The sequence below is a fragment of the Pseudomonas sp. C2B4 genome, from assembly GCF_013359695.1.
Lineage (GTDB): Bacteria > Pseudomonadota > Gammaproteobacteria > Pseudomonadales > Pseudomonadaceae > Aquipseudomonas.
Genome location: NZ_JABFMU010000030.1, coordinates 11,773 through 35,661 on the forward strand (window position 1 = coordinate 11,773; position 23,889 = coordinate 35,661).

At 58.2% G+C, this 23,889-nt stretch carries 27 protein-coding genes and 1 tRNA gene; 22 read left to right on the forward strand and 6 right to left on the reverse strand.

Annotated elements, in window-relative coordinates:
* Positions 1-51 precede the first annotated feature (51 nt).
* Both HNQ83_RS18700 and HNQ83_RS18705 read left to right on the forward strand, forming a co-directional pair.
* Positions 52-306 (forward strand): succinate dehydrogenase assembly factor 2, encoded by a 255-nt coding sequence (locus tag HNQ83_RS18700; protein ID WP_007930227.1) that lies wholly within the window; start codon positions 52-54, stop codon positions 304-306.
* Positions 290-742, forward strand: coding sequence for a protein YgfX (locus tag HNQ83_RS18705; RefSeq protein WP_175390301.1), 453 nt, complete (start codon positions 290-292; stop codon positions 740-742). The genes HNQ83_RS18700 and HNQ83_RS18705 overlap by 17 nt, the downstream gene beginning before the upstream one ends.
* Here HNQ83_RS18705 and nadB read toward each other — a convergent pair.
* Complete coding sequence (gene nadB, locus HNQ83_RS18710; protein ID WP_175390302.1) at positions 711-2,327, reverse strand: L-aspartate oxidase; 1,617 nt, start codon at positions 2,325-2,327, stop codon at positions 711-713. The two genes, HNQ83_RS18705 and nadB, sit on opposite strands and share 32 nt — an antisense overlap.
* 558 nt (positions 2,328-2,885) lie before the next feature.
* On the opposite strand from nadB, the gene rpoE reads away from it, so the two are divergent.
* From rpoE to HNQ83_RS18730, 4 genes are all read left to right on the forward strand, one after another.
* Positions 2,886-3,467, forward strand: coding sequence for an RNA polymerase sigma factor RpoE (gene rpoE / locus HNQ83_RS18715; protein WP_003172477.1), 582 nt, complete (start codon positions 2,886-2,888; stop codon positions 3,465-3,467).
* Between the two features lie 31 nt (positions 3,468-3,498).
* On the forward strand, positions 3,499-4,086 hold the full coding sequence (locus tag HNQ83_RS18720) for a sigma-E factor negative regulatory protein (protein ID WP_175390303.1): 588 nt from the start codon (positions 3,499-3,501) through the stop codon (positions 4,084-4,086).
* Positions 4,087-4,094: 8 nt separating this feature from the next.
* Complete coding sequence (locus tag HNQ83_RS18725; protein WP_175390304.1) at positions 4,095-5,057, forward strand: MucB/RseB C-terminal domain-containing protein; 963 nt, start codon at positions 4,095-4,097, stop codon at positions 5,055-5,057.
* A gap of 178 nt (positions 5,058-5,235) precedes the next feature.
* Complete coding sequence (locus HNQ83_RS18730) at positions 5,236-6,663, forward strand: DegQ family serine endoprotease (protein ID WP_175390305.1); 1,428 nt, start codon at positions 5,236-5,238, stop codon at positions 6,661-6,663.
* 79 nt (positions 6,664-6,742) lie between these two features.
* Here the strand turns inward: HNQ83_RS18730 and HNQ83_RS18735 are convergent, their stop codons facing one another.
* Positions 6,743-8,176 (reverse strand): M48 family metalloprotease, encoded by a 1,434-nt coding sequence (locus HNQ83_RS18735; RefSeq protein WP_175390306.1) that lies wholly within the window; start codon positions 8,174-8,176, stop codon positions 6,743-6,745.
* 98 nt (positions 8,177-8,274) lie between these two features.
* Here HNQ83_RS18735 and HNQ83_RS18740 point away from each other — a divergent pair, with 98 nt between their 5' ends.
* Complete coding sequence (locus HNQ83_RS18740; RefSeq protein WP_175390307.1) at positions 8,275-8,514, forward strand: sulfurtransferase TusA family protein; 240 nt, start codon at positions 8,275-8,277, stop codon at positions 8,512-8,514.
* Between the two features lie 31 nt (positions 8,515-8,545).
* A complete protein-coding gene (locus HNQ83_RS18745) occupies positions 8,546-9,616 on the forward strand; it encodes an AI-2E family transporter (protein ID WP_175390308.1) in 1,071 nt (356 codons plus the stop codon).
* A gap of 137 nt (positions 9,617-9,753) precedes the next feature.
* Here the strand turns inward: HNQ83_RS18745 and HNQ83_RS18750 are convergent, their stop codons facing one another.
* Together HNQ83_RS18750 and HNQ83_RS18755 are read right to left on the reverse strand one after the other, a co-directional pair.
* A complete protein-coding gene (locus HNQ83_RS18750; RefSeq protein WP_175390309.1) occupies positions 9,754-10,227 on the reverse strand; it encodes a peroxiredoxin in 474 nt (157 codons plus the stop codon).
* A 10-nt stretch (positions 10,228-10,237) separates the two neighbouring features.
* Positions 10,238-10,798, reverse strand: coding sequence for a glycine cleavage system protein R (locus tag HNQ83_RS18755; RefSeq protein ID WP_056856013.1), 561 nt, complete (start codon positions 10,796-10,798; stop codon positions 10,238-10,240).
* 328 nt (positions 10,799-11,126) lie between these two features.
* Between HNQ83_RS18755 and dapA the strand changes: the two genes are divergently transcribed.
* The 6 genes from dapA to HNQ83_RS18785 all read left to right on the forward strand — a co-directional run bounded on the left by dapA (position 11,127) and on the right by HNQ83_RS18785 (position 15,315).
* Positions 11,127-12,005 carry a 4-hydroxy-tetrahydrodipicolinate synthase gene (gene dapA, locus HNQ83_RS18760; RefSeq protein WP_175390310.1) on the forward strand — a complete coding sequence of 293 codons (879 nt, stop codon included), beginning with the start codon at positions 11,127-11,129 and terminating at the stop codon, positions 12,003-12,005.
* Between the two features lie 17 nt (positions 12,006-12,022).
* Positions 12,023-13,138: an outer membrane protein assembly factor BamC gene (bamC, locus tag HNQ83_RS18765; protein WP_175390311.1), complete on the forward strand. Its 1,116-nt coding sequence runs from the start codon at positions 12,023-12,025 to the stop codon at positions 13,136-13,138.
* Between the two features lie 4 nt (positions 13,139-13,142).
* Entirely contained in the window at positions 13,143-13,901 is a 759-nt protein-coding gene (locus HNQ83_RS18770; protein ID WP_175390312.1) for an MBL fold metallo-hydrolase, read from the forward strand.
* Between the two features lie 28 nt (positions 13,902-13,929).
* Positions 13,930-14,643 (forward strand): phosphoribosylaminoimidazolesuccinocarboxamide synthase, encoded by a 714-nt coding sequence (gene purC / locus HNQ83_RS18775; RefSeq protein WP_175390313.1) that lies wholly within the window; start codon positions 13,930-13,932, stop codon positions 14,641-14,643.
* Between the two features lie 84 nt (positions 14,644-14,727).
* Positions 14,728-14,817: transfer RNA gene (locus HNQ83_RS18780), tRNA-Ser, on the forward strand.
* A 306-nt stretch (positions 14,818-15,123) separates the two neighbouring features.
* Complete coding sequence (locus HNQ83_RS18785; protein ID WP_175390314.1) at positions 15,124-15,315, forward strand: DUF1508 domain-containing protein; 192 nt, start codon at positions 15,124-15,126, stop codon at positions 15,313-15,315.
* A 54-nt stretch (positions 15,316-15,369) separates the two neighbouring features.
* Here the strand turns inward: HNQ83_RS18785 and HNQ83_RS18790 are convergent, their stop codons facing one another.
* The gene (locus HNQ83_RS18790) at positions 15,370-15,576 is read right to left on the reverse strand and encodes a hypothetical protein (protein ID WP_160108636.1); all 207 of its coding nucleotides are present in this window, start codon (positions 15,574-15,576) and stop codon (positions 15,370-15,372) included.
* Between the two features lie 244 nt (positions 15,577-15,820).
* Here HNQ83_RS18790 and HNQ83_RS18795 point away from each other — a divergent pair, with 244 nt between their 5' ends.
* The 7 genes from HNQ83_RS18795 to HNQ83_RS18825 all read left to right on the forward strand — a co-directional run bounded on the left by HNQ83_RS18795 (position 15,821) and on the right by HNQ83_RS18825 (position 22,429).
* On the forward strand, positions 15,821-16,747 hold the full coding sequence (locus HNQ83_RS18795; protein WP_175390315.1) for a LysR substrate-binding domain-containing protein: 927 nt from the start codon (positions 15,821-15,823) through the stop codon (positions 16,745-16,747).
* Positions 16,748-16,804: 57 nt separating this feature from the next.
* The gene (locus HNQ83_RS18800; protein ID WP_175390316.1) at positions 16,805-17,170 is read left to right on the forward strand and encodes a 5-carboxymethyl-2-hydroxymuconate Delta-isomerase; all 366 of its coding nucleotides are present in this window, start codon (positions 16,805-16,807) and stop codon (positions 17,168-17,170) included.
* 275 nt (positions 17,171-17,445) lie between these two features.
* Positions 17,446-19,095: a phosphoethanolamine transferase gene (locus tag HNQ83_RS18805; RefSeq protein ID WP_175390317.1), complete on the forward strand. Its 1,650-nt coding sequence runs from the start codon at positions 17,446-17,448 to the stop codon at positions 19,093-19,095.
* Between the two features lie 72 nt (positions 19,096-19,167).
* Positions 19,168-19,830 carry a class I SAM-dependent methyltransferase gene (locus HNQ83_RS18810; RefSeq protein WP_175390318.1) on the forward strand — a complete coding sequence of 221 codons (663 nt, stop codon included), beginning with the start codon at positions 19,168-19,170 and terminating at the stop codon, positions 19,828-19,830.
* Positions 19,831-19,953: 123 nt separating this feature from the next.
* A complete protein-coding gene (gene rnd, locus HNQ83_RS18815) occupies positions 19,954-21,087 on the forward strand; it encodes a ribonuclease D (RefSeq protein ID WP_175390319.1) in 1,134 nt (377 codons plus the stop codon).
* Entirely contained in the window at positions 21,084-21,377 is a 294-nt protein-coding gene (locus HNQ83_RS18820; RefSeq protein ID WP_175390320.1) for a YcgL domain-containing protein, read from the forward strand. Before rnd ends, HNQ83_RS18820 begins: the two co-directional genes overlap by 4 nt.
* A 119-nt stretch (positions 21,378-21,496) precedes the next feature.
* Positions 21,497-22,429 (forward strand): D-2-hydroxyacid dehydrogenase, encoded by a 933-nt coding sequence (locus HNQ83_RS18825; protein ID WP_175390321.1) that lies wholly within the window; start codon positions 21,497-21,499, stop codon positions 22,427-22,429.
* Positions 22,430-22,552: 123 nt separating this feature from the next.
* Here the strand turns inward: HNQ83_RS18825 and HNQ83_RS18830 are convergent, their stop codons facing one another.
* Positions 22,553-23,146, reverse strand: a complete 594-nt coding sequence (locus tag HNQ83_RS18830) for a nitroreductase family protein (RefSeq protein ID WP_175390322.1) — start codon at positions 23,144-23,146, stop codon at positions 22,553-22,555.
* 280 nt (positions 23,147-23,426) lie between these two features.
* Here HNQ83_RS18830 and HNQ83_RS18835 point away from each other — a divergent pair, with 280 nt between their 5' ends.
* Positions 23,427-23,876 carry a YcgN family cysteine cluster protein gene (locus tag HNQ83_RS18835; RefSeq protein WP_095195502.1) on the forward strand — a complete coding sequence of 150 codons (450 nt, stop codon included), beginning with the start codon at positions 23,427-23,429 and terminating at the stop codon, positions 23,874-23,876.
* The last annotated feature ends 13 nt before the right edge of the window (positions 23,877-23,889 follow it).

The window sequence follows — 23,889 nt, forward strand, 5'->3', positions numbered from 1 at the left end:
GTTCGATGAGGCGTGGGGCTGTATACTTGCGGCCTATTTGAGGAGCGCTCCATGGTCGAAGATGTTGAACTGAATCGCCTCTACTGGCACAGCCGCCGCGGCATGCTTGAGCTTGACGTGTTGCTGGTGCCGTTTGTGAAAGAGGTCTATCCGCACCTCAACGACGTTGATCGGGCCTGCTACGTCAGGTTGCTCGAATGCGAAGATCAGGACATGTTCGGCTGGTTCATGGAACGTTCCGAATCGGAAGATCCAGAGCTTCAACGCATGGTTCGCATGATTCTGGATCGTGTCCAGCCCAAGTAATTCGTTCGAATGCCGCTGGCATGCCTCGGGGCAGTTGCTGGCGGCATATTCCTTCGCCCAGTTGCTCGCACTGGGTTCGCTGTTTCTTCTCAATCTGCCGATCTGGGCCCTTTTGCTCGGTGCCTTGTGCTGTCTGTTGCATGGCGTTTGGGCGCTGCCGCGCCAGATACGGCTGACGCATCCGCAGGCGTTCCGCGGCTTGCGGCGTGACGCCGAGGGCTGGCAGTTATGGAGTGAGTCGCAGGGATGGCAGCCGGTGCAACTGCTGCCGGACAGCCTGGCGTTGCCACTGGTCGTGGTGCTGCGTTTTCGATTGCGGGGTGAACGGCGAGTCAGGGCGGTATGCGTGCCCCGGGATTCGCAGGCGGCGGATGTGCACCGACGCCTGCGGGTTCGGCTCAAGTTCAGTCGGCGTAGGTGGGCGGCACCAGAATAGTATCCAGGGCAACAGGCAGCATGTTCGGATAGTCGAGGGTGTAATGCAGGCCACGACTCTCCTTGCGCTCCATGGCCGACAGGATCATCAGCTCGGCCACTTGGGCCAGGTTGCGCAACTCGATCAAGTCCCGGCTGACCTTGTAATTGCTATAGAACTCGTCGATTTCATCGAGCAACAAGCGTACCCGATGCTGGGCCCGCTGCAGGCGCTTGTTGGTGCGCACGATGCCGACGTAGTCCCACATGAAGCGTCGCAGTTCATCCCAGTTGTGCGCGATGATCACGTCTTCATCGGAGTCGGTCACCTGGCTCGCATCCCAAGCGGGCAGGGCGACGGGCGCTGCAACCTGTGGCAACTGTTCCAGAATGTCTGCCGCCGCCGAACGGGCGTAAACGAAACATTCCAGCAATGAATTGCTGGCCATGCGGTTGGCACCGTGCAGGCCGGTGAAGCTGGTTTCGCCAATCGCATAGAGCCCGGGCACGTCGGTGCGACCTTGCTGGTCGACCATGACGCCGCCGCAGGTGTAGTGCGCCGCCGGAACCACCGGAATCGGTTGTCGCGTGATGTCGATGGAAAATTCGAGGCAGCGTTCGTACACCGTCGGAAAGTGTGTCTTGATGAACGCTTCGGATTTGTGGCTGATGTCCAGATAGACGCAATCGACGCCCAGGCGCTTCATTTCATGGTCGATGGCGCGGGCGACGATATCCCGCGGCGCCAGTTCGGCCCGAGGGTCAAAGCGCTGCATGAACCGTTCGCCGTTGGGCAGTTTCAGGTGCGCACCTTCACCACGCAGGGCTTCGGTGATCAGGAAACTCTTGGCTTGCGGGTGATAGAGGCAGGTGGGGTGGAACTGGTTGAATTCCAGATTCGCGACCCGGCAGCCCGAGCGCCAGGCCATGGCGATGCCGTCACCGCAGGCGCCATCGGGATTGCTGGTGTAGAGGTAGACCTTGGCCGCGCCGCCGGAGGCGAGGATCACGAAACGGGCGCCATAGGTGTCGACTTCGCCCGTGCCGCGATTGAGTACATAAGCACCCAGGCAGCGATTGCCTTCCAGGCCCAGACGTTTTGTCGTGATCAGGTCGATCGCCACCCGCTGTTCCAGCAGTTCGATGTTCGGCCGTTGTCTGGCCTGGGTGAGCAACGTTCTGAAAATGGCCGCACCGGTGGCATCGGCGGCGTGGATGATACGTCGATGACTGTGACCGCCTTCTCGGGTCAGGTGGAATTCGAATCCGCCGTCTTCGCTGCCGGACTGTTCATCGCGGGTAAAGGGAACGCCCTGATCGATCAGCCATTGGATCGCCTCTTTACTGTGCTCGACGGTAAAGCGCACGGCGTCTTCATGGCACAGCCCGCCGCCGGCATTGAGGGTGTCATCGACGTGGGATTCCACGGTGTCGGTATCGTCCAGGACGGCCGCAACACCGCCCTGGGCCCAGAAAGTCGAGCCGTTGGCGAGGTCGCCTTTGCTCAGTACGGCGATGCGCAAATGATCGGGCAAGGTCAGCGCAAGGCTCAAGCCGGCAGCACCGCTGCCAATTACCAGAACATCGTGTTGAAACTGTTGGCTCATTTCAGGATTCCGCTCAAAGCGACCCAGGTCGGGGTAGGCGCTGGACATCTGGAAGGCAAGGTCAGGCAACCGCACAGCCCACTAGTATATAGAGGGGGGGAGCGGCACAATAGCCGAGCTCATATGGCATTGTGAAACTACTGTGACGGAAAAGACCCGACGCTTCGTCGGATGTTTTTTTGAGCGATTTGCTGACAACAGCACTGTATCGCGGATTTAACAGTCTTTTTCACTGCACGGTTGCACAATGTCGGTTTCGCGCAGCTATAAATATTTGGAACTTTTGCCAAAGGCCCAAGATCAATAGACGGTTGCCTGATAAAAGGGACAGTGTCGGCTTCAGAGCGGGATCTGCGGTTGGATCCATGCCGGCGAATCCGATGACAAGATTATTCGCGCAGCCGGGTTATCTCGCGCTGCGCTTTTCGTGCGTGCCGAATCAGAGCCCGCAGGAAACTTGCCTGGAGGGGGAGAACTTTTGCGAAAAGCCCGAGTCTATGTTTGCAAGTCCGGTCGTTTAGTTATGCAAGCCTCCTTCGAGCTTATCGAGGAGTGTTCATGCTAACCCAGGAAGAGGATCAGCAGCTGGTCGAACGCGTTCAGCGCGGCGACAAGCGTGCGTTCGATCTGCTAGTGCTGAAATACCAGCACAAAATTCTCGGGTTGATCGTGCGTTTTGTGCACGACACCCATGAAGCCCAGGATGTGGCGCAGGAAGCTTTCATCAAGGCATACCGTGCGCTAGGAAATTTTCGCGGAGACAGCGCGTTTTATACGTGGCTTTACCGCATCGCCATCAACACGGCGAAAAACTATCTGGTTTCACGCGGCCGTCGGCCGCCGGATAGCGATGTCAGTTCCGAAGATGCAGAGTTCTACGATGGCGATCATGGCCTCAAGGATCTCGAGTCGCCAGAACGAGCTTTGCTGCGGGATGAGATCGAAGGCACCGTCCATCGAACCATTCAGCAACTACCGGAAGATTTGCGTACGGCTCTAACTTTACGTGAATTCGATGGTCTGAGTTACGAGGACATTGCGAGCGTCATGCAGTGTCCGGTAGGCACCGTGCGCTCCCGGATTTTCCGCGCCCGGGAGGCCATCGATAAAGCCCTGCAGCCGTTGTTGCAGGAAAACTAAAGACAGCGGCGACAGCCAAGAGAGGAACGCCATGAGTCGTGAAGCCCTGCAGGAATCGCTGTCCGCAGTGATGGATAACGAAGCGGACGAATTGGAATTGCGTCGGGTACTCAGTGCCTGCGACGATGTTGAAACCCGTGAAACCTGGGCTCGTTATCAGATCGCTCGGGCAGCGATGCACAAGGATCTGCTGCTTCCACGACTGGATATTGCGGCGGCCGTCTCTGCAGCCCTGGCTGACGAAGCCGTGCCGGCAAAAGCCACCCGTGGTCCATGGCGTAGCCTGGGGCGCCTGGCTGTCGCTGCTTCGGTTACCGTTGCTGTACTGGCAGGTGTTCGTCTGTACAACCAGGACGAAATCGCTGGTGTCGAATTGGCGCAGCAATCCAGCCAACAGAATCTGGCCGCTCCTCAAATCAAGGGCCCCGCTGTTTTGGCAGGCTACAATGAGAGTTCGGAAGCCACCGGTCCTATGGCCAATGGCGTACTGCAAGGTCAGCCAGGCTGGCACGATCAACGTCTGCCAGGCTACTTGCGCCAACATGCTCAACAGGCTGCACTGAAAGGTACTGAGAGCGCTCTGCCTTACGCTCGTGCAGCGAGCCTGGAAAACCGCTAAGGAGGATCATGCGCGCCATACCTCTACTTACGCTTCTGCTTGGTGGCTGGTTTGTCGTGCCAGCCCACGCCGATGAAGCCCAGGACTGGTTGACCCGTCTTGGTCAAGCCGAGCAGCAGCAAAGCTTTCGCGGTACATTCATCTACGAGCGTAACGGTAGTTTTTCTACCCACAACATCTGGCACCGCGTCCAGGATGGGAAGGTCCGCGAGCGTTTACTCCAGCTCGATGGCTCGGCACAGGAGGTCGTACGCATTGATGGGCATACTCAATGCGTCAGCGGCAACCTGATCGCAGGGCTGGGAGACTCTCCAAACTCCGCAGCTCGCGCACTCGATCCACAAAAGCTCAAGAATTGGTACGACCTTGCCGTCATCGGCAAGTCGCGTGTGGCCGGGCGTGCGGCAGTGATTGTTTCGCTGACGCCTCGCGATCAGCACCGCTATGGCTTTGAACTGCATCTGGACAAAGAAACCGGCCTGCCACTCAAATCATTGTTGCTCGATGACAAAGGGCGATTGTTGGAGCGATTCCAGTTCACGCAACTGGATACCGCGGATGTTCCCTCCGACAGTGAATTGCAGCCTGGCGCTGATTGCAAAGTAGTCAACCTCGAAAGCAATAAGGCTTCGGCGGTAAAAGCGGCACAAGAGTGGCATTCGGACTGGTTGCCTCCTGGTTTTGAGTTGACCAGCAGTACCGCACGCAAGGATCCCGAGACCAAAACCCAGGTCAGTAGCTTGCTGTATGACGATGGCCTGGCGCGTTTTTCGGTGTTCCTGGAGCAGTTGAATGGCGCTGCAGTCATCGACACCCGTACTCAGCTGGGGCCTACCGTTGCGGTTTCCCGGCGCCTGACCACCCCGCAAGGCGAAATGATGGTGACCGTGGTTGGTGAGATCCCGGCTGGCACCGCTGAACGGATTGCGTTATCCATGCGTACCGATGCCGCTGCAGCCACCCAGCAGTGAGCTGAGATCGAAATGTTTCGTGAGCATTTCAGTTTGCAAATCCCCCCGGAATTTTTTATAGGTCAGAGCCCCTCGGCTCTGGCCTTGTTTGTTGTTCCCGGAACAAAAATACCGGCGTATCTTTCCCGGTGTTCCTTGATCCATATCGCTTAACCATGCTCGTCGTAACGGGAGCCGTATGTCGATACCACGTTTGAAGTCTTATCTCTCCATTTTTGCCACCGTGCTGGTGCTCGGTCAGGCGGTCGCTGCGCAAGCGGTCGAATTGCCTGACTTCACGCAGCTGGTCGAGCAGGCCTCGCCCGCCGTGGTGAATATCAGTACCACACAGAAACTGCCGGATCGCAAAGTGAATCAGCAGATGCCTGATCTCGAAGGCTTGCCGCCGATGCTGCGCGAGTTTTTCGAGCGAGGGATGCCGCCACAGCCGCGCACGCCTCGTGGTGATCGCCAGCGTGAAGCTCAATCCCTGGGGTCGGGTTTCATCATTTCCCCGGATGGTTACATCCTGACCAACAACCACGTGATTGCCGATGCCGACGAGATTCTCGTGCGCCTCGCTGACCGCAGTGAAATGAAGGCCAAGCTGATCGGCACTGACCCGCGCTCTGACGTGGCCTTGTTGAAAATCGAAGGCAAGGATCTGCCGGTCCTGAAGCTCGGCAAATCCCAGGACCTGAAAGCCGGCCAATGGGTCGTGGCAATCGGCTCACCGTTTGGCTTTGACCACACGGTGACCCAAGGCATCGTCAGTGCCGTCGGTCGCAGCCTGCCGAACGAAAACTATGTGCCGTTCATCCAGACCGACGTGCCGATCAACCCGGGTAACTCCGGTGGACCGCTGTTCAACCTGAATGGCGAAGTGGTCGGGATCAACTCGCAGATCTACACCCGCTCCGGTGGCTTCATGGGCGTGTCGTTCGCGATTCCTATCGACGTGGCCATGGATGTTTCGAATCAGCTCAAAAGCGGTGGCAAAGTCAGTCGTGGCTGGTTGGGCGTGGTGATCCAGGAAGTGAACAAGGATCTGGCCGAGTCGTTCGGTCTGGAGAAACCGGCCGGTGCGCTGGTCGCTCAGATCCAGGATGACGGTCCGGCAGCCAAGGGTGGCCTGCAAGTGGGCGACGTGATCCTGAGCATGAATGGTCAACCGATCGTGATGTCCGCCGATCTACCGCATCTGGTCGGTGCACTGAAAGCTGGCTCCAAGGCCAATCTGGACGTGATTCGTGAAGGCAAACGCAAAAATGTCGAGCTGACGGTCGGTGCCATTCCTGACGAAGACAAGGAGCTGGATGCTTTGCCGAAATCGAGCGTCGAGAGCAGCAGCAATCGTCTCGGTGTTTCGGTCGTCGAACTGACCGCCGAGCAGAAGAAAACCTACGACCTAAAAGGCGGTGTGCTGATCAAGGAGGTTCAGGAAGGGCCTGCTGCGATGATCGGCTTGCAGCCAGGTGACATCATTACTCATTTGAACAATCAAGCCATCGAGTCCACCAAGCAATTCACTGACATCGCCAAGGCGTTGCCGAAGAATCGCTCGGTGTCGATGCGGGTGCTGCGTCAAAATCGCGCCAGCTTCATTACCTTCAAACTGGCCGAATGATCCAGTTGTCGGCTGAATAAAAAAACCGCCTCGCAAGAGGCGGTTTTTTTGTGCCAGAAATTGACCGTTTCCGAAACGGTCAGCCCATCATGTCCTTGATCATGCGTTCCTGCTCCATCAGCTCCCGCTGGCGGGCATCGATGCGTGACGACAGTGGGAAGTTGCTGCCAGCCTTGCGCTTGGCGAAATCCAGCTGCTGGATGGCCTGACGATAATCGCCGACCAGGGCGAAGTACTCTGCACGTGCCTGATGCAAGCCAATGATGTTGCCTGACAGGCCGCGAGTCTCGGCCACCTGATACCACACGTCCGGATCATCCGGGCGCGATTTGAGCAAGCCTTCGAGCGCTTTTTCGGCATCGGCGGCACGGTTCTGTTTCAGCAGCAGATCGACGCGTACCTGATTGAGCGGATAGTTGCCGGGATACTGAGTCAGCATCCGGTCCACTCGGGACTGCGCATCCGAAAGGCGATTGTTGGTGATATCCAGATCGATTTGCGCGAGGTTGTAAATGATCTCGTTCGGCGATTTGGCCAGCAGCAGCTTGAGGTTTTCCCGCGCTTCGTTCAATTGGCCGCCCTTGATCTGGGCGATCGCCAAGCCATAGCGAGCAACATCGCTTTTCGGATTTTCATCCAGTTGCGCCCGGAAGCGCTTGGCACCCAATCCAGGCGTTTCCTCATAGATCAGTTGCACCCGTGCGCGAATCAATTGATAGCGCAGTGAATCCTCGATACCGCCTTGTGGAGCCTGTTCAGCGCGGTTACGGGTGTCGGCAATCCGGGATTCGGTTACCGGGTGAGTCAGCAGGAACTCCGGTGGCTTGGCATCGAAGCGGTACTGACGCCCCAGGCGCTCGAACATGGTGGGCATCGAGCGCGGGTCGTAACCGGCCTTCTCCAGATTGAGAAGGCCGATGCGGTCAGCTTCCTGTTCGTTTTGGCGCGAGAACCGCCGCTGTTCCTGAATGGCCGCCGCCTGAGTGCCCGCGATGGCGGCGATCCCGGCGTCGCCGGCGCCTGCTGCTGCAATCACGATCCCGGCCAGCAGCGCGGCCATCATCGGTACTTGCATGCGCTGTTGGGCTTCGACGCCACGGGCGAAGTGGCGCTGCGACAAGTGAGCCAATTCGTGAGCCAGTACCGAGGCATATTCGCCTTCAGTCTGAGCGTTCAGGAACAAGCCACCGTTGACCCCGACAATGCCCCCGGGTGCTGCGAAGGCGTTGAGCTGCGGGCTGTTGATCAGGATGAATTCCAGGCGCCGGTCATTGACCTGGCTGGTCTCTACCAGCCGGTAAACGCTGGATTCGACATAGTCCTTGAGCTGTGGATCGTTGAGTTGTGACACCTGGCTGCGCAGAAGCGCCAGCCATGCGCGGCCCAACTGGTATTCCTGCTGCGGCGAGACAATGGCAGAACTGGCGTCGCCGAGTGACGGCAGATCGTCGGCGAAGCCCGGTGAGGCGAGCAGGCAAGCGAGCGTCAGCAGGGTAGGGCGCAGAAAAGTCATGCACAGAGCCTTAGTCGACAAAGACCTTACTGTAGCCGGACACCAGCCTTGCGACCAGATATTCTAGGCCACTCAACCACCTGAACCGGAGTGATGCAATGACTGACGCTGTAGCCCATGACGTTGAATTGGACGCCAGTGGCTTGAATTGCCCGTTGCCGTTACTCAAGGCCAAGATGGAGCTTAACCGGATGGGCAGTGGTGCAGTGCTCAAGGTGATCGCCACCGATGGGGGATCGCAGCGCGACTTTCGCACCTTTGCCCGATTGGCCGGTCATACGCTGCTTCGTGAAGAAGATGAGGCTGGCGTGTACCGCTACTGGCTGAAAAAGGCCTGAAACCTGCGGCATTTGTTCTTAAGGATTATTGATGTTCAAAGTGTTACGCGACTGGATTCAGCGTTACTTCTCCGATGAAGAAGCCGTGGTTCTGGCAGTTTTGCTGTTCCTGACGTTCACCGCCGTGCTGACGCTGGGTGGCATGCTGGCGCCGGTGCTGGCGGGGATGGTGCTGGCGTACCTGATGCAGGGGCTGGTGCTGACCCTCGAGCGACTGCGCGTGCCCGGCGGGGCCGCGGTGGGGCTGGTCTTTGCGCTGTTCATGGGCGTGTTGCTGGTTTTCATCGTGGTGGTGGTGCCGCTGCTGTGGCATCAGTTGATCACCTTGTTCAACGAGTTGCCAGGCATGCTCGCCAAGTGGCAATCGCTGCTATTGCTGCTGCCGGAGCGCTATCCGCACCTGGTGTCCGACGAGCAGGTGCTGCAGGCCATCGAAGTGGCGCGGGGCGAGATCGGCAAGTTCGGGCAGTGGGCGCTGACGTTCTCGCTGTCGAGCCTGCCGCTGTTGGTCAACATCATGATCTATCTGGTATTGGTGCCGATTCTGGTTTTCTTCTTCCTGAAGGACCGGGCGATGATCGGCCAGTGGGTACGCGGTTACCTGCCCCGCGAGCGAGCGCTGATCACCCGTGTCGCCCATGAAATGAACCGGCAGATCGCCAACTACATTCGCGGCAAGGTCATCGAGATCTTCATTTGCGGTGGCGTGACCTACATCGCTTTTGTCGTCCTGGAACTCAATTATGCGGCGCTGTTGGCGTTGCTGGTGGGGGTGTCGGTGGTGGTGCCCTACGTCGGGGCTGTTGTGGTGACCGTGCCAGTGTTGCTGATTGCTTTGTTCCAGTGGGGCTGGAGCGATCAGTTCATCTATTTGATGGCGGTTTACGGGATCATCCAGACGCTCGATGGCAACGTGCTGGTGCCGTTGCTGTTCTCGGAGGCGGTCAATCTGCATCCGGTGGCGATCATCTGTGCGGTGCTGCTGTTTGGCGGGTTGTGGGGGTTCTGGGGCGTGTTCTTCGCGATTCCCCTGGCGACCCTGTTTAAAGCTGTGCTGGACGCGTGGCCGCGCAAGGAGCCGGTGGTGGCGCCGTTGCTGTAACGGTTGGGTCTGATTTGTTCGGTGAGGTTGATAGCCTCTTCGCGAGCAGGCTCGCTCCCACAGGTGGTTCGTGGTGAACACAAATCCAATGTGGGACCGAGCCTGCTCGGGAAGGCGCCAGGACCGGCGCCAAAAATTCAGGCTTTGTTGAGGGCCTGAGCCGCTGCCAAAACAGCATCAACATGCCCCGGCACCTTCACGCCGCGCCATTCCTGACGCAACACGCCGTTCTTGTCGATCAGGAACGTGCTGCGATCCACGCCCATGTATTCCTTGCCGTACAGCTTTTTCAATTTGATCACGTCGAAGAGTTGGCAAAGCGCCTCTTCCTTGTCGCTGATCAGCTCGAACGTGAATGCTTGCTTGGCCTTGAAGTTCTCGTGGGATTTCAGGCTGTCGCGGGACACGCCGAACACTTCAGTATTTGCCGCTTTGAAGGCTTCAAGTTGATCGCGAAAGCCCTGACCCTGGGTCGTGCAGCCCGGTGTGCTGTCCTTCGGATAGAAGTAGATCACTACCTGCTTGCCTTTGAGGGCCGCCAGGCTGACGGTTTGCCCGCTGGTGGCGGGGGCTTCGAAATCGGCAACCGGTTGGTCAATGGCAACAGCCATGGAAGCTTCCTTACATTGGGTTTTGTGGGCGCCACGGTTCGATCAGGGCATCCAGGTTCAGCGCATCGGCGAAATCCAGGAACTGATCACGCAACCAGCTGATTTGTACGCCGGCCGGCAAGGTCACGGTGAACGTGGCATTGAGCATGGTGCCGCCGGTTTGCGGTGCCTGATACGTGTCGCACGTCAGGTTTTCCAGCTCGACGTTGTGGTCCATGAAGAACTGGCACAGCTCGTTGATGATGTCCGAGCGGTAGGCCGAGCTGACATAGGCCACATAGGGCAAGGCCTGGGGGCGATTCTCCAGGGCGGCGCTGCGTACCACATTGACGGTGAAGGCGTGCCGCTTTGCCAGCACTGGCAGGCTGCCTTCCAGGCGCGCCAGGGCGTCCCAGCTGCCGGAGACTTCAAGGACCAGCGCACTGCACTCGCCATGACGGGTCAGGCGAGAGGTGACCACGGCGCAGCGGTTTTCATGGCTGGCGCGGCACAGGACGTTAGTCAGCTCCATGGGGTTGGCGCCAAGGGCACTGATGACAAGGAATTGTTCGCGAACTGTGGGGGTGGACATGCAGCATTCCTAAAGCGATGAGCGGTCGGTACTTTTGTCGGCTTGTTTTACCGGGGGCAAACCTGCGGATGCGAACTCAGAAAGCTCCAGACACCGGTTGCAACGTGCTCCAGTATGGCAGGAGCGGGCGCTGGCAACGCAGGAATGGGGCTTGTGATGCCGAAAATGGAGGCTGAAACCCGACGGACGAGCCGGTCAGTACCGATCAAAGTCTGAAGGGTAGCGAAAAGCAGCGCCAAGGGGAATGGCGGCAGCGCAGTACTTCGCTTGTACAAGCATCTTGGCGCCAGTACCATTACGGCTCTCTTTTTCCGGCAGGAGCGGTTGCATGATTGCGGGCAGTATGGTGGCACTGGTCACACCCATGGATGCACAAGGTAATCTCGACTGGGACAGCCTGAGCAAACTGGTGGACTTTCACCTGCAAAACGGCACCCACGCCATCGTGGCGGTCGGCACTACAGGTGAATCGGCCACCCTTGATGTGAATGAACACATCGAAGTCATCCGTCGCGTCGTGAAGCAGGTCAATGGCCGCATTCCGGTGATCGCCGGTACTGGCGCCAACTCGACCCGCGAAGCCATCGAGCTGACGACCAACGCGAAAACCGCCGGCGCCGATGCGTGCCTGCTGGTCACGCCGTACTACAACAAGCCGACCCAGGAAGGCCTGTACCAGCACTTCAAGGCCATTGCCGAAGCCGTCGACATCCCGCAGATCCTCTACAACGTGCCAGGTCGCACCGCGTGCGACATGCAGGCCGAGACCGTGATCCGTCTGTCGACCGTCAAGAACATCATCGGCATCAAGGAAGCCACCGGCGACCTGGCGCGCGCCAAAGCGATCATCGATGGTGTCAGCAGCAATTTCCTGGTGATTTCCGGTGACGATGCCACCGCGGTCGAGCTGATCCTGCTGGGCGGCAAGGGCAATATTTCGGTCACCGCCAACGTTGCCCCGCGCGACATGGCCGACCTGTGCATCGCCGCTTTGAACGGTGACGCCGAGAAGGCACGTGCCATTCATGAAAAGCTGATGCCACTCAATAAAACCCTGTTTATCGAATCCAACCCTATTCCCGTGAAATGGGCGCTGCATGAAATGGGCTTGATGCCGGACGGTATCCGTCTGCCGCTCACCTGGCTCAGCGCCGAGTGTCACGAACCGCTGCGTCAGGCCATGCGCTTGTCCGGCGTCCTGGTTTAATTGAGGAAGTACAACGCATGAAGCGAATGGCCGGACTTTCCGCACTTGCCTTGATTATCTCCAGCACCAGTGGCTGCGGATGGATCTGGGGCCCGGAAGGTTATTTCCGTGACCGTGGTAGCGACTACCTGGAAGCGCAACAGACTGCACCGATGCAACTGCCGCCGGATGTCCAGACCGCCAAGCGTCTGGACCCGCTGCTGCCGATCCCTCGCAATGTGGCCGATGACACCGTCAAAGGTGAATACATCGTTCCTCGGCCGCAGCCATTGTCGGCTTCAGCTGACGCCAGCGCCTACTCCCTGCAGAAGAGCGGCGATTCGCGTTCGATCCTGGCGCAGAACCCGCCGGCTGAAGTCTGGCCCGTGGCTGTGCAGTTCTTCCAGGACAACGGTTTCCGACTGGATGAACAGCGCCCGCAAACCGGCGAGTTCACCACGACCTGGCAGCATTCCGATGAGCTGTCGGCAGCCATGGCCAAGCGCCTCAGCGCGGCGGGCGTCGCCACCGATAGCGAGACTCGCGTGCGGGTGCGTATCGAGCCCGGCGTGCAACGCAACACCAGTGAAGTCTACGTGGTCAGCGCCGAGCGTCCTGCCGGCAGCACCGCCGACGTCGCCTTCACCAATCGCTCGGTCAATACCGGCCTGGACGCAGCTCTGGTCGACGACATGCTCGCGAGCATGAGCCGCATCTCGGAGAAGGGCGGTTCGGTCTCCATGCTGGCCTCCCGTGATTTCGACACCCCAAGCCGTGTCAGCCTGAGCGTGGACGGCAGTGGTAACCCTGTCCTGAACGTCGGCTCCGACCTGGATCGTGCCTGGTCGAGCGTCGGCCGTGCGCTGGAGCAGGGCGAATGGCGTGTTGAAGACATCAACCGCAGCCTGGGCCTGTACTACATCAACTTGGCCGAGAAGGCCGAGAAGAAGGATGACAAGCCAGGTTTCTTCAGTGGTCTGTTTGGCAGCAAGCCGGACAAGGAAGAAGTTGAAGCCCGCGCCGAGCGTTATCAGGTCCGCCTGAGCAAGGTCGGCGAGAGCGTCCAGGTCACCGTGGAAAAGAACATCAACACTGTGGCGCCAGCTGACGTGGCGCGTAAAGTGTTGACTGTGATTCAGGACAATCTGGGCTGATCACATGCGTTTTGCCGTTCTCGGCAGCGGTAGCCAAGGGAACGGCACGCTGATAGCCAGCGCTGATACGTATGTGCTGGTGGATTGTGGTTTCTCCCTGCGGGAAACCGAAAAACGCCTGCTGCGCCTGGGTGTCAACCCTGCGCAGCTGAGCGCGATACTCGTGACCCACGAACATGCCGACCACGTGCATGGCGTGGGTTTGCTGTCTCGGCGCTACAATCTGCCTGTCCACCTCAGTCGTGGGACACTGCGCGGCATGCGTAAGCCCATCGAACCCGCAGGCTTCCTGGCGGGGGGTGAGCAATTGCAGATCGGCGACTTGAGCATTGGTGTCATTGCCGTGGCCCACGATGCGCAGGAGCCGACGCAATATGTGTTCAGTGACGGTGAGCGGCGCTTTGGCCTGTTGACCGACCTGGGCTCGTATTGCAGCAAGGTGCTGGACGGCTATCGGGATCTCGATGCATTGATGATCGAGGCCAACCATTGCCGTGACATGCTGGCTCGCGGTCACTACCCGTACTTTCTCAAGCAGCGGGTGGGCGGCGAACTGGGACATTTGAACAACCATCAGGCGGCATTCCTGGTGGCCGAGTTGGGCTGGCAAGGCCTGCAACACCTGGTCCTGGCCCATCTGAGCAGCAAGAACAACCTGCCGCAGCTGGCCCGGCAATGTTTTGTCGACACCCTCGGGTGCGACCCGGACTGGCTGCAACTGGCCGATCAAGATTCAGGGCTCGACTGGCGATACATCGCCTAGCCCATCTACTTAGCAAGCGGAGCCCATCATGGAAAAACGTGAAGAACTCTACCGCGGCAAAGCCAAGTCGGTTTACAAGACCGACGACGCTGACCGCTTGATCCTGCTGTTTCGCAACGACACCTCGGCGTTCGACGGCAAGCGCATCGAGCAGCTCGACCGCAAAGGCATGGTGAACAACAAGTTCAATGCCTTCATCATGCAGAAACTCGAAGCAGCCGGCGTGCCGACTCAATTCGACAAACTGCTGGGCGACAACGAGTGCCTGGTGAAGAAGCTGGACATGATTCCGGTCGAGTGCGTCGTGCGTAACTACGCTGCCGGCAGCCTGGTCAAGCGCCTGGGCGTTGAAGAGGGCATGAAGCTCAACCCTTACACCTTCGAACTGTTCCTGAAAGACGACGCCAAGGGCGACCCGTTCATCAACGAATCCCACGTCGTGGCATTCGGTTGGGGCACCGCCGAGCAACTGGTCCGCATGAAGGAGCTGTCGCTCAAGGTCAACGAAGTACTGACCAAGCTGTTCGACGACGCCGGCCTGCTGCTGGTGGACTTCAAGCTGGAATTCGGCGTGTTCAGCGATGGCTCCATCGTACTGGGTGACGAGTTCAGCCCGGACGGCTGCCGCCTCTGGGACAAGGACACCAAGAAGAAAATGGACAAGGACCGCTTCCGTCAGGGCCTCGGTGACGTCATCGAAGCCTACGAAGAAGTGGCCAATCGTCTGGGCGTACCGCTTTAACCGACGCAAGCATCTGATAGCACAGAAATATTTCGCGAAAGGGGGTTCGCTTCCAGCGAAAGTGTTGTTATGATGCGCGCCGTTGGAGAGATGCCAGAGTGGCCGAATGGGACGGATTCGAAATCCGTTGTACCTTCACCGGTACCTAGGGTTCGAATCCCTATCTCTCCGCCATACATAGAAAAAGCCCCGTAGCTGAAAAGTTACGGGGCTTTTTTGTTTTCGGCTTTTCTGTCGGAGCGTTGAGCGTCAGATCAAGCATCAATCCCGTGTAAGAAAAATATGCCGATTCATGGGAAAACTTACCTCTCCCAGTCACTTTATTTACTGACCTCCGAATTCCCTGCGCGCCTTGAGTCTAAAGGGGTTCTCCTCGAAATAATCCCTGACACTCAATCCCTCCATCTCCAAAAATCTTCTTCTACTCTGGCCTTCGCAGGTCACAGGCCTGTCGTAAACAGCAATCGCAAGGAGCGACCCATGTATTTTGAGATCTACAGGCAAACCCGTGGCACCCTTCTGACCGGTAAAGGCCAGTGGCGGTGGCGTTTACGGGCGGGAAATCATGAAACGATTGCCAGTGGCGAGGCTTACGTCAACCGGTCGGATTGCGTGCATGCGATCAATTTGATCAAAGGGACTTGCGATCAGACCCCTATCAAGGAAATTTAGGCTCGGCGCGGTGAAGCTGCTCTGCAAGAGCAGCTTCATTTCAGTCGGGCGGCCTCAGGGTTGCGAGTGGCCCAGCTTTCTTTTGATCAGATCGTAGACGTCTTTGTGGGTAGAGTTGTGCAGGGATTTATCCTTGCAGGCCGATGCCAGGAAGGTTTTGACCTCTTCCTTGGCGTGAGGGTAAAGACCGGCAACGTAGTCGGCTTCGTGAGGCTGGGTGCAGTTGAAGTGTTTGTCGTCTTTTGCTTTATCTCTAGCCATCAGGCTGCTCCTTTAGTTTGATGGATTGTGAGTAACCAGGCCGGTATCGCCCGGCACTTCCTGAGCTTAGGAACGCCTGTCGTTCCCGCCAGATGAGCAACTGAATCAGGAAGAGGATGTAGGACGCGTCGCGTGCTCGCATTTGCATTAAACGCAAAATACTTGCGGCACGCCTTCAGTCGCATAGACGCCGGTTGCGACACCTCCCTACACTGTCGCTAGTGAATGGGCGCGGGGGCAATGGATGAATCGCAACGAACTACGCAAGGCCGACATCAACCTGATGGTGGTGTTTGAAACGCTGATGCTTGAGCGCAATGTCACCAAGGTGGCCAAGAAGTTGTTTCTCGGGCAGCCCACCATCAGTTCGGCACTCAACCGCTTGCGTACGATGTTCAACGATCCGTTGTTCATTCGCGTCGGTCATCGCATGGAGCCAACGGCCCGGGCCGAAGAAATCTTTCGGCACCTGTCGCCGGCGCTGGATTCGTTGTCGGTGGCGTTGAGCCTCACCCATGACTTCGACCCGAGCAGCAGCACCATGACATTTCGTATCGGCATGTCTGACGATGTCGAATACGGACTGTTACCGCCGTTCCTGCACGCGCTGCGCCAGGAGGCGCCGAAGGTGGTGTTCGTGGTGCAGAATGTCGATCACTGGCGGATTTCCGATTTGCTGGCGTCAGGCGATATAACAGTAGGTATTACCCAGAGTCGCGGTCTGCCGGCCAATGCCAAGCGCAAATTGTTGCGACACATCTATCCCAGTGTGCTGCGTGCCGATGCGTCCGATACACCACTGACCCTCGACGAATACTGCTCGCGGCCGCATGTGCTGGTGTCCCATATCGCCAATGTCAGCGGGTTCGCCGATGAATGGCTGGCCCAGATCGGTCGTTCTCGTCAGGTGGTGCTTTCGGTGCCGCAATACAGTTCGTTGCCGGCGTTGCTGGCCGGGACGGATCTGATCGCCAGCCTGCCGGATTACACCGCCGAGGCGATGGCGGCGTCCGGCCAGTTGTACAAGGAGGCATTTCCCTTCAAGACCCCGACCCTTGAGCTGTCCATGGTCTGGCTCAGTCATGTCGACAGCGATCCTGCCGAACGCTGGCTGCGCTCACGACTTGAAACGTTCATGGGAGAGCGCAATCTGCTGTCGCTGCCCCAGTGAATAGGGCAGCGCTTTGTTACATGTACGACCTTTTTACCAACCTACAGGAGTTACGCCATGCCTCACCTGCACCTGGAATACACCGCCAACCTGCCAGATCTGAATGCCGATGTGGCGTTGATACGGCTCAATAATGCGTTGGTGGGGTCTGGCCAGTTCGGTGCCGAGTTCGACATCAAGAGTCGCGCGGTGAAGGTCGAGACGTTCAAGGTCGGTACCGCATTGGCGGAGCGGGCGTTCGTGCATGTGAAGCTGGCACTGTTGAGCGGGCGTTCACCGCAGATCAAGCAGCAGTTGTCCGCAAGCCTGCTGGCGGTGGTGAAGGATCTGTGTGAATGGCCGGCGGGCGTTGAGGTCCAGTTGTGTGTAGAGATTCTCGACATCGATCGCGAGTCGTACACCAAGACCGCCATCGGCGTGTAGGGGCGAGCTTGCTCGTGATGGTGTATCAGCCGTTTGGATGATGCGGGCACACTATCGGGCACAGCTCCCTGGAGCGGGCGTATTGGAATGACCTGAACCCGAGCTGAATCATTCTCAAATAATCCGGAACTTTCATAAGAATCTAAAAGGCCAACTAATCGTTGGCTTCTTTTTCACAAAAAATTGATGGTCGTCTGCCTAAAGTTAGTGTTGTCACGGTAAATGAAATTTTCACATTTGCCGAGGGCACTTCTTTTCAGGAACAGCCAATCATCATGTTGAAGATTAAAGCCGTGCGCCCGGAGTGGATGACACTGATTGCCAGCGCCTTTTTATTGACTGCCTTCAATTTGGTGTTATGGCAACACCTGTTTGAAATCACTGCGGCAGACGGCAGGGGCATCGTCATGCGCCTGGCGTTCGGGGCGATGATCCTCGCGGCCTTCAATATTGTGCTTACCCTGCTGGCGTTCCGTCCCCTGATGAAGCCGGCCCTGACATTGTTGTTCATGATCAGTGCAGGCGTGGCGTACTTCATGAGCCAATATGGTGTATTGATCGACGCTGGCATGCTGCGCAACTTTGCTGAAACCAATGTCACGGAAGTGCGTGGCTTACTGTCGATAAAGTTGCTGTTTTATATTGTGCTGCTTGGTGTTTTGCCATCGTGGGTGTTGTGGAAGACGCCAGTTAACTATCGTCGTTGGCATCGTGAATTATTAAGTAAGGTTGTGGTGAGTGTCGCATCGGTGGCGGTGATTGGTGGTGTGGCACTGATTAATTATCAGGGCCTTTCGTCGCTGTTTCGCAACCACCATGAGTTGCGCCTGATGGTGGTGCCAAGCAACTACATTGGTGCTTCATTCGGTTACTTGCGTGAGCAGGTCGCTTCTGCGCGACAACCTTTCGTCAAAGTCGGTGAAGACGCCCAGCGAAATCCTGCCTGGCAAAACCATGGCCGCAAATCCCTGACGGTATTGGTGGTGGGCGAAAGTGCCCGGGCGGAGAACTTCGGAATCCTCGGTTATGACCGCGACACCACGCCAAAACTGGAAAAAGAGGCAGGTCTGATCGCGTTTACCGATGTGCATTCCTGCGGCACGGAAACCGCCGTATCGGTGCCCTGCATGTTTTCCAATATGGGTCGCAAGGATTACAACGCCAGCAAGGCGAAAAATGAAGAAGGCTTGCTGGATGTGCTCAAGCGTGCCGGGCTTGATGTGATCTGGCGCGACAACCAGTCCGGCTGCAAAGGTACTTGCGACCGGGTGACACTCGACGATGTCAGCAACCTGAAAGACCCGGTGTTGTGCGCCAACAGTGAATGCCGCGATGAAATCCTCCTGCAAGGTCTGCAGCACTTTATCGATAACCTGGATAAAGACACGGTCCTGGTGTTGCACCAGATGGGCAGTCACGGCCCGGAATACTTCAAACGCTACCCGAAAGAGTACGAACGCTTTACCCCGGTCTGTGAAAGCAATGCGCTGAACAATTGCAGTCGCGAAAGTATCGTCAACGGCTACGACAACACACTGGTCTACACCGATCATGTGCTGTCGACCCTGATCGATCTGCTGCGCAGCAACCAGGACAAGGTCGATACCGCGATGCTGTACCTGTCGGATCACGGTGAATCCCTGGGTGAGTACAACCTGTTCCTGCACGGCACGCCTTACATGCTTGCGCCGGATCAACAGAAGCATGTGGCGATGCTGGCCTGGTTCTCTGACAGCTATCAAAAATCATTTTCAGTGGACACCCATTGCCTGCAACTGAGCCGTGAAAAGCCGCTGAGCCAGGACAATCTGTTCCATTCGATGCTGGGGCTGCTGGAGGTCAGCAGCAAGGTCTACAACCAGGATCTGGATATGTTTGCCGGTTGCCGTGGCGCGGTAATCGACGGCGTGTTGGCCAAGGAATGATGCGCCGGTCTTATTTTCACGCAACGGCCGCTCACCGGCGGCCAGTCAAGGGATCCCCAAGAGCTATAGAACATGTCTGCCCAGTGTCCATCCGCTATTGAGCTTGAGTTTGTCCGGCGCTACGACCAGGAACACGCCCGCGTCTGTTCACAGCCGCGCGCGCAGACCCTGACCGGGCGGTTGGCACTCTGGCGTGAGGAACAACTGGTGCGTCATGCACTCAAGGTCGCGGGCGAGCCTGGGCTGATCCTCGATGTGGCGTGCGGTGTCGGACGCTTCTGGCCGATGCTGGCCGAGCACGCGAACCGGGTGATTCTGGCATCCGATCCCTCCCAGAGCATGCTCGACCATGCCCGAACCCACCATTCACCGAGTCTGTTGAGGCGGGTCAGAACCTTTCAAGGTTCAGCCTTCTCCATTGGCCTTTCGGAGAATGCGGTTGACTGCATTTTTTGCATGCAACTGTTTCAACACATCGCCAACCCTGATCATCGTTTGGCAATGCTTGGCGAGTTTCACCGGGTCAGTCGCGATACGGTGATTGTGGCAGTGCGAGCCGGTGGTCGTTTCAAGGCTCGGCATGCCGACGTGGAGGGGCTCGCAGACCGACCACTGGTGAGCAGGATTGAAGTGGAAACCGAGTTCAAGCGGGCGGGCTTTCGTTTGCTCAGCCATCAGGATTTTCTGCCCGGTTGCGCGCCAATGCGGGTTTACGTGTTGCGCAAGGTCGGTTAGCTCGGCTTTGTCGGACTATTCTTTTTGTTAAGCAGGTATTTTCGCTAAAGCTCTTGTTCAGTGGATGCGCGGAAATCGCTGGTGGCGATATATACTGCGCGCCATTCTTCAAGGGAGAGCCGTGTGGCCATCGATATTCACTGGATTCGCGACAACGATAGCCTCGGCCGGTTTTGCGCCGAATGGCAGCAGCTGCCCTACGTTGCCCTCGACACCGAATTCATGCGGGTCGACACCTTCTATCCGATTGCTGGCCTGTTACAGGTCGGCGACGGCACGCGCGCCTACCTGATTGACCCCCTGACCATCGACAACTGGCAACCTCTTGCCGTGTTGCTGGAAAACCCGGCGGTGGTCAAGGTCCTCCATGCCTGCAGCGAAGACCTGGAAGTCCTGTTGCGCCTGACCGGCAGCCTGCCGGCGCCGTTGTTCGACACGCAACTGGCTGCCGCTTACCTGAACCTGGGTTTTTCCATGGGCTATTCACGGCTCGTGCAGGAAGTGCTTGGTATCGACTTGCCCAAAGGCGAAACCCGTTCCGACTGGCTGCAACGTCCGCTTTCCGAAACACAGATCAGCTATGCCGCTGAAGATGCCGTGCATCTGGCGGAGGTTTTCATACAGCTGCGTCCGAAGCTTTCCGAAGCGAAATACGCCTGGGTCCTGGAAGACGGTGCCGAGCTGGTGGCCAACCTGCGCCGCGAGACCGATCCGTACGAGGTCTATCGCGATGCCAAGCTGGCCTGGAAACTGTCCCGCGCACAACTTGCCGTATTGCGTGAACTCTGTGCCTGGCGTGAGACAGAGGCCCGTGCCCGTGATCTGCCGCGCAACCGGATCATCCGCGAGCATTCGCTGTGGCCTCTGGCGCGTACGCAACCGGACAACCTCGGTGCATTGGCGAAAATAGAAGACATGCACCCGCGGACCGTGCGTCAGGACGGCGAATTTCTGCTTGATCTGATCAAGCGCTCTGGCAGTGTGTCGCCTGATCAATGGCCGCCCGCCGTGCCGGAGCCGCTGCCGGTGGATGCCGCCGCACTGCTCAAGCAGATGAAAGCCATCGGCCAGGCCGAGGCCGAGCGCCTGAACATTGCGCCAGAGCTGATGCTGCGCAAGAAAACCCTGGAGGCGCTGCTCAAGAGCGGCTTCCCCAATGGACCTTACCAATTGCCTGATTCATTGCGTGGCTGGCGCCGCGAATTGATGGGCCAGGCGCTGCTCGACAGCCTGGTCACCGCCGGAGAACAGCCTTGAAACGTATTTGCTCTATCTACCGTAGTTCGAAGAAAAACGAAATGTACCTCTATGTGCTCAAAAGCGACGCACTGGAGCGTGTACCGGAACCCCTGATGGCCGCCTTCGGTAAAGCCATCCATGCTTTTGACCTGGTGCTGACCCCCGAGCGCAAGCTGTCGCGCGAGGACATCACCGTCGTGCTGGAGAACCTCGAGAAGCAGGGTTACCACCTGCAAATGCCGCCGGCCGAAGAAGAGTACATCGAGCACTTGCCGGAAGAGTTGTTGCGACGCAACGACCCGGTCTGATGCCAGGAAGGCTCTGTTCAGAGCCTTTGTGAAACACTGGAATGATTTTGGCGATGGCCACACCGATGCAGCAACTTTGCATCGGCGGCCGTTTGCAGCGTTTTTTGAAAGGTTGAAGCATGCGCGTTCTGATTGCTGAACACGACCACCCTGTGTACGCCCAACTGCTGCGCGAGGCAGCGCCGGAGCTGGAAGTGCTGACCAGCGGTGACTCCGCCGAACTGGCCCGCCAGGCCGCCGAATGTCCGGTCTGGCTCGGCCAGCCCGACCTGCTGGCGACCCTGCTGCGTCAAGGCCACCAGCCACACTGGCTGCAATCGACCTGGGCGGGCATCACGCCGCTGCTGGCCGATGGCCTGCCGCGTAACTATCGCCTGACACGCGCGGTAGGGATTTTTGGCCAGGTCATGGCGGAGTACGTGCTCACCTACATGCTCGGACATGAACGTGAAGTGCTGGCGCGGCTGGTCAGCCAGGTCGAGCGCAAATGGGACAGTCGCCATGGCCAGAGTCTGGCGGGGCGCAAGGTGCTGATCGTCGGCACCGGTGATATCGGGCAGACGGTGGCGCAGTTCCTCGTCCCCTTTGGTGTCGAGCTGTATGGCATCGCCAGTGAAGCCCGCGAGCAAGCACCGTTTGCTGAAGTCGGCTCGCTGGCCGACTTGCCACGCTTGGTGGGGCAGGTGGATTACGTCGTGAATCTGCTGCCAAATACCCCGAACACCCACGATATCTACAATGCAGCGCTGTTCAAGCAATTCAAACCGACTGGATTGTTCATCAACGTGGGGCGCGGCGTGGCGGTGGTCGATGCGGATCTCGTGGAAGCCTTGAAAGAAGGGCATCTGGCCGGGGCGGTGATTGATGTTTGCCGTCAGGAGCCGTTACCGCAGCGTCATCCGTTCTGGACCGCTTGGGGTCTGCTGCTGACCGGCCACAGTTCGGCGCCGACTTCGCCATCCTTGATGGTGAAGCTGTTTGTCGAAAACCTGCGGGCGTATCAGGCGGGTGAGGCGTTGCGCGGGGAAGTGGATTTCAATCGCGGCTATTGAGTCCGCCAGAATCAGCTGTGGGAGCGAACCTGCTCGCGAAAGCGGAGTGTCAGTCACTATAGGTTTCGACTGGCATGCCGTCTTCGCGAGCAGGCTCGCTCCCACATTGGTTTGCGGTGTGGCTTAAAGAGTGAAATCACCCTCGGCAGCCAGTTCGCTCAGCGGACGACGCGGGCTTGGCTCTTCACGGGCTTGCAGGTACTCGGCCAGCGTTGCTTTGTCACCCAGTTTGCCGATCGCCACGGCGGCGTGCAGGGCATAGCCCTCGGGAATGTTCAGCTCCTTGCGGGTCAGTTCCTGATCAAAACCGGCCATGCCATGGGTGTGCCAGCCGCTGATGCTTGCTTGCAGTGCCAGGTGGCCCCAGGCCGAACCGGTGTCGAAGGTGTGCCACAGGGCCGGGGTTTCTTCGCTGGCGCCAGGCACCGCGAAGGTGGTCTTGGAGATCACGATCACCAGTGCCGAGGCATGTTGCGCCCAGCTACGGTTGAACTCGTTCAGCAGGCCCAGGAAACGCTCCCAGTTCGGCGTGTCGCGACGCGCGTAGAGAAAGCGCCAAGGTTGCGAGTTATACGCCGACGGCGCCCAGCGTGCGGCTTCGAAGAAGCTCAGCAGGGTTTCCTCGGGGATGGTTTCACCGGTGAAGGCGCGAGGCGACCAGCGATCGGTAAACTGAGGGTGGATGGCGAAATCGGCAACGCGTGGGTTTGCACTCATCAAGAGATTCCTTGCTACGTTTTAAAGTGAGGGAAGTCTGAAACCTGCGGGCACAGTTGGGCTGAGCGATAAGGTTTGTCGAGAGCCGTGGCAATTCACCGCAATGCAACGCGATCGGGCGTTAATGGCACGCAGGTTTGGCTCCTTGCGACTGGCAAAGCTACTTGGCGATGCAAAAACTGACAAGCCCCGATCTACCGGCAGTCGCCAGTGCTTGGCCCGCAAGGCCGCTGGCACTAGACTGGCGGCCTTTTCACCACCTGATGTAGATGCTTGAGCCATGGCCGCCAAAGTCGAACCGTTCTGGATACGCAAAACCCTCGATCAACTCGATCAGGAGGAATGGGAATCGCTGTGCGACGGTTGCGGCCTGTGCTGCCTGCAAAAGCTCGAAGATGAAGACGACAACAGCGTCTATTACACGCGTATCGCCTGCAAACTGCTGGACCTGAAAACCTGCCAGTGCAGCGATTACCCGAACCGTCGCGACTCGGTGCCGGACTGCATCCAGCTCACGCCGGGCAAGGCCGACGAATTCAAATGGCTGCCGCCGACCTGCGGTTATCGCCTGGTCAGCGAGGGCAAGGACTTGCCGCTGTGGCATCACCTGGTGTGCGGTGATCGCGATGCGGTGCATCACGAACGCATTTCCCAGTCCGGTCGCATGCTCGCCGAAGGCAGCGTCCCCGAAGATGACTGGGAAGATCACCTGATTTTCAGGGCCGGTTAAACGTCCAGCGGGT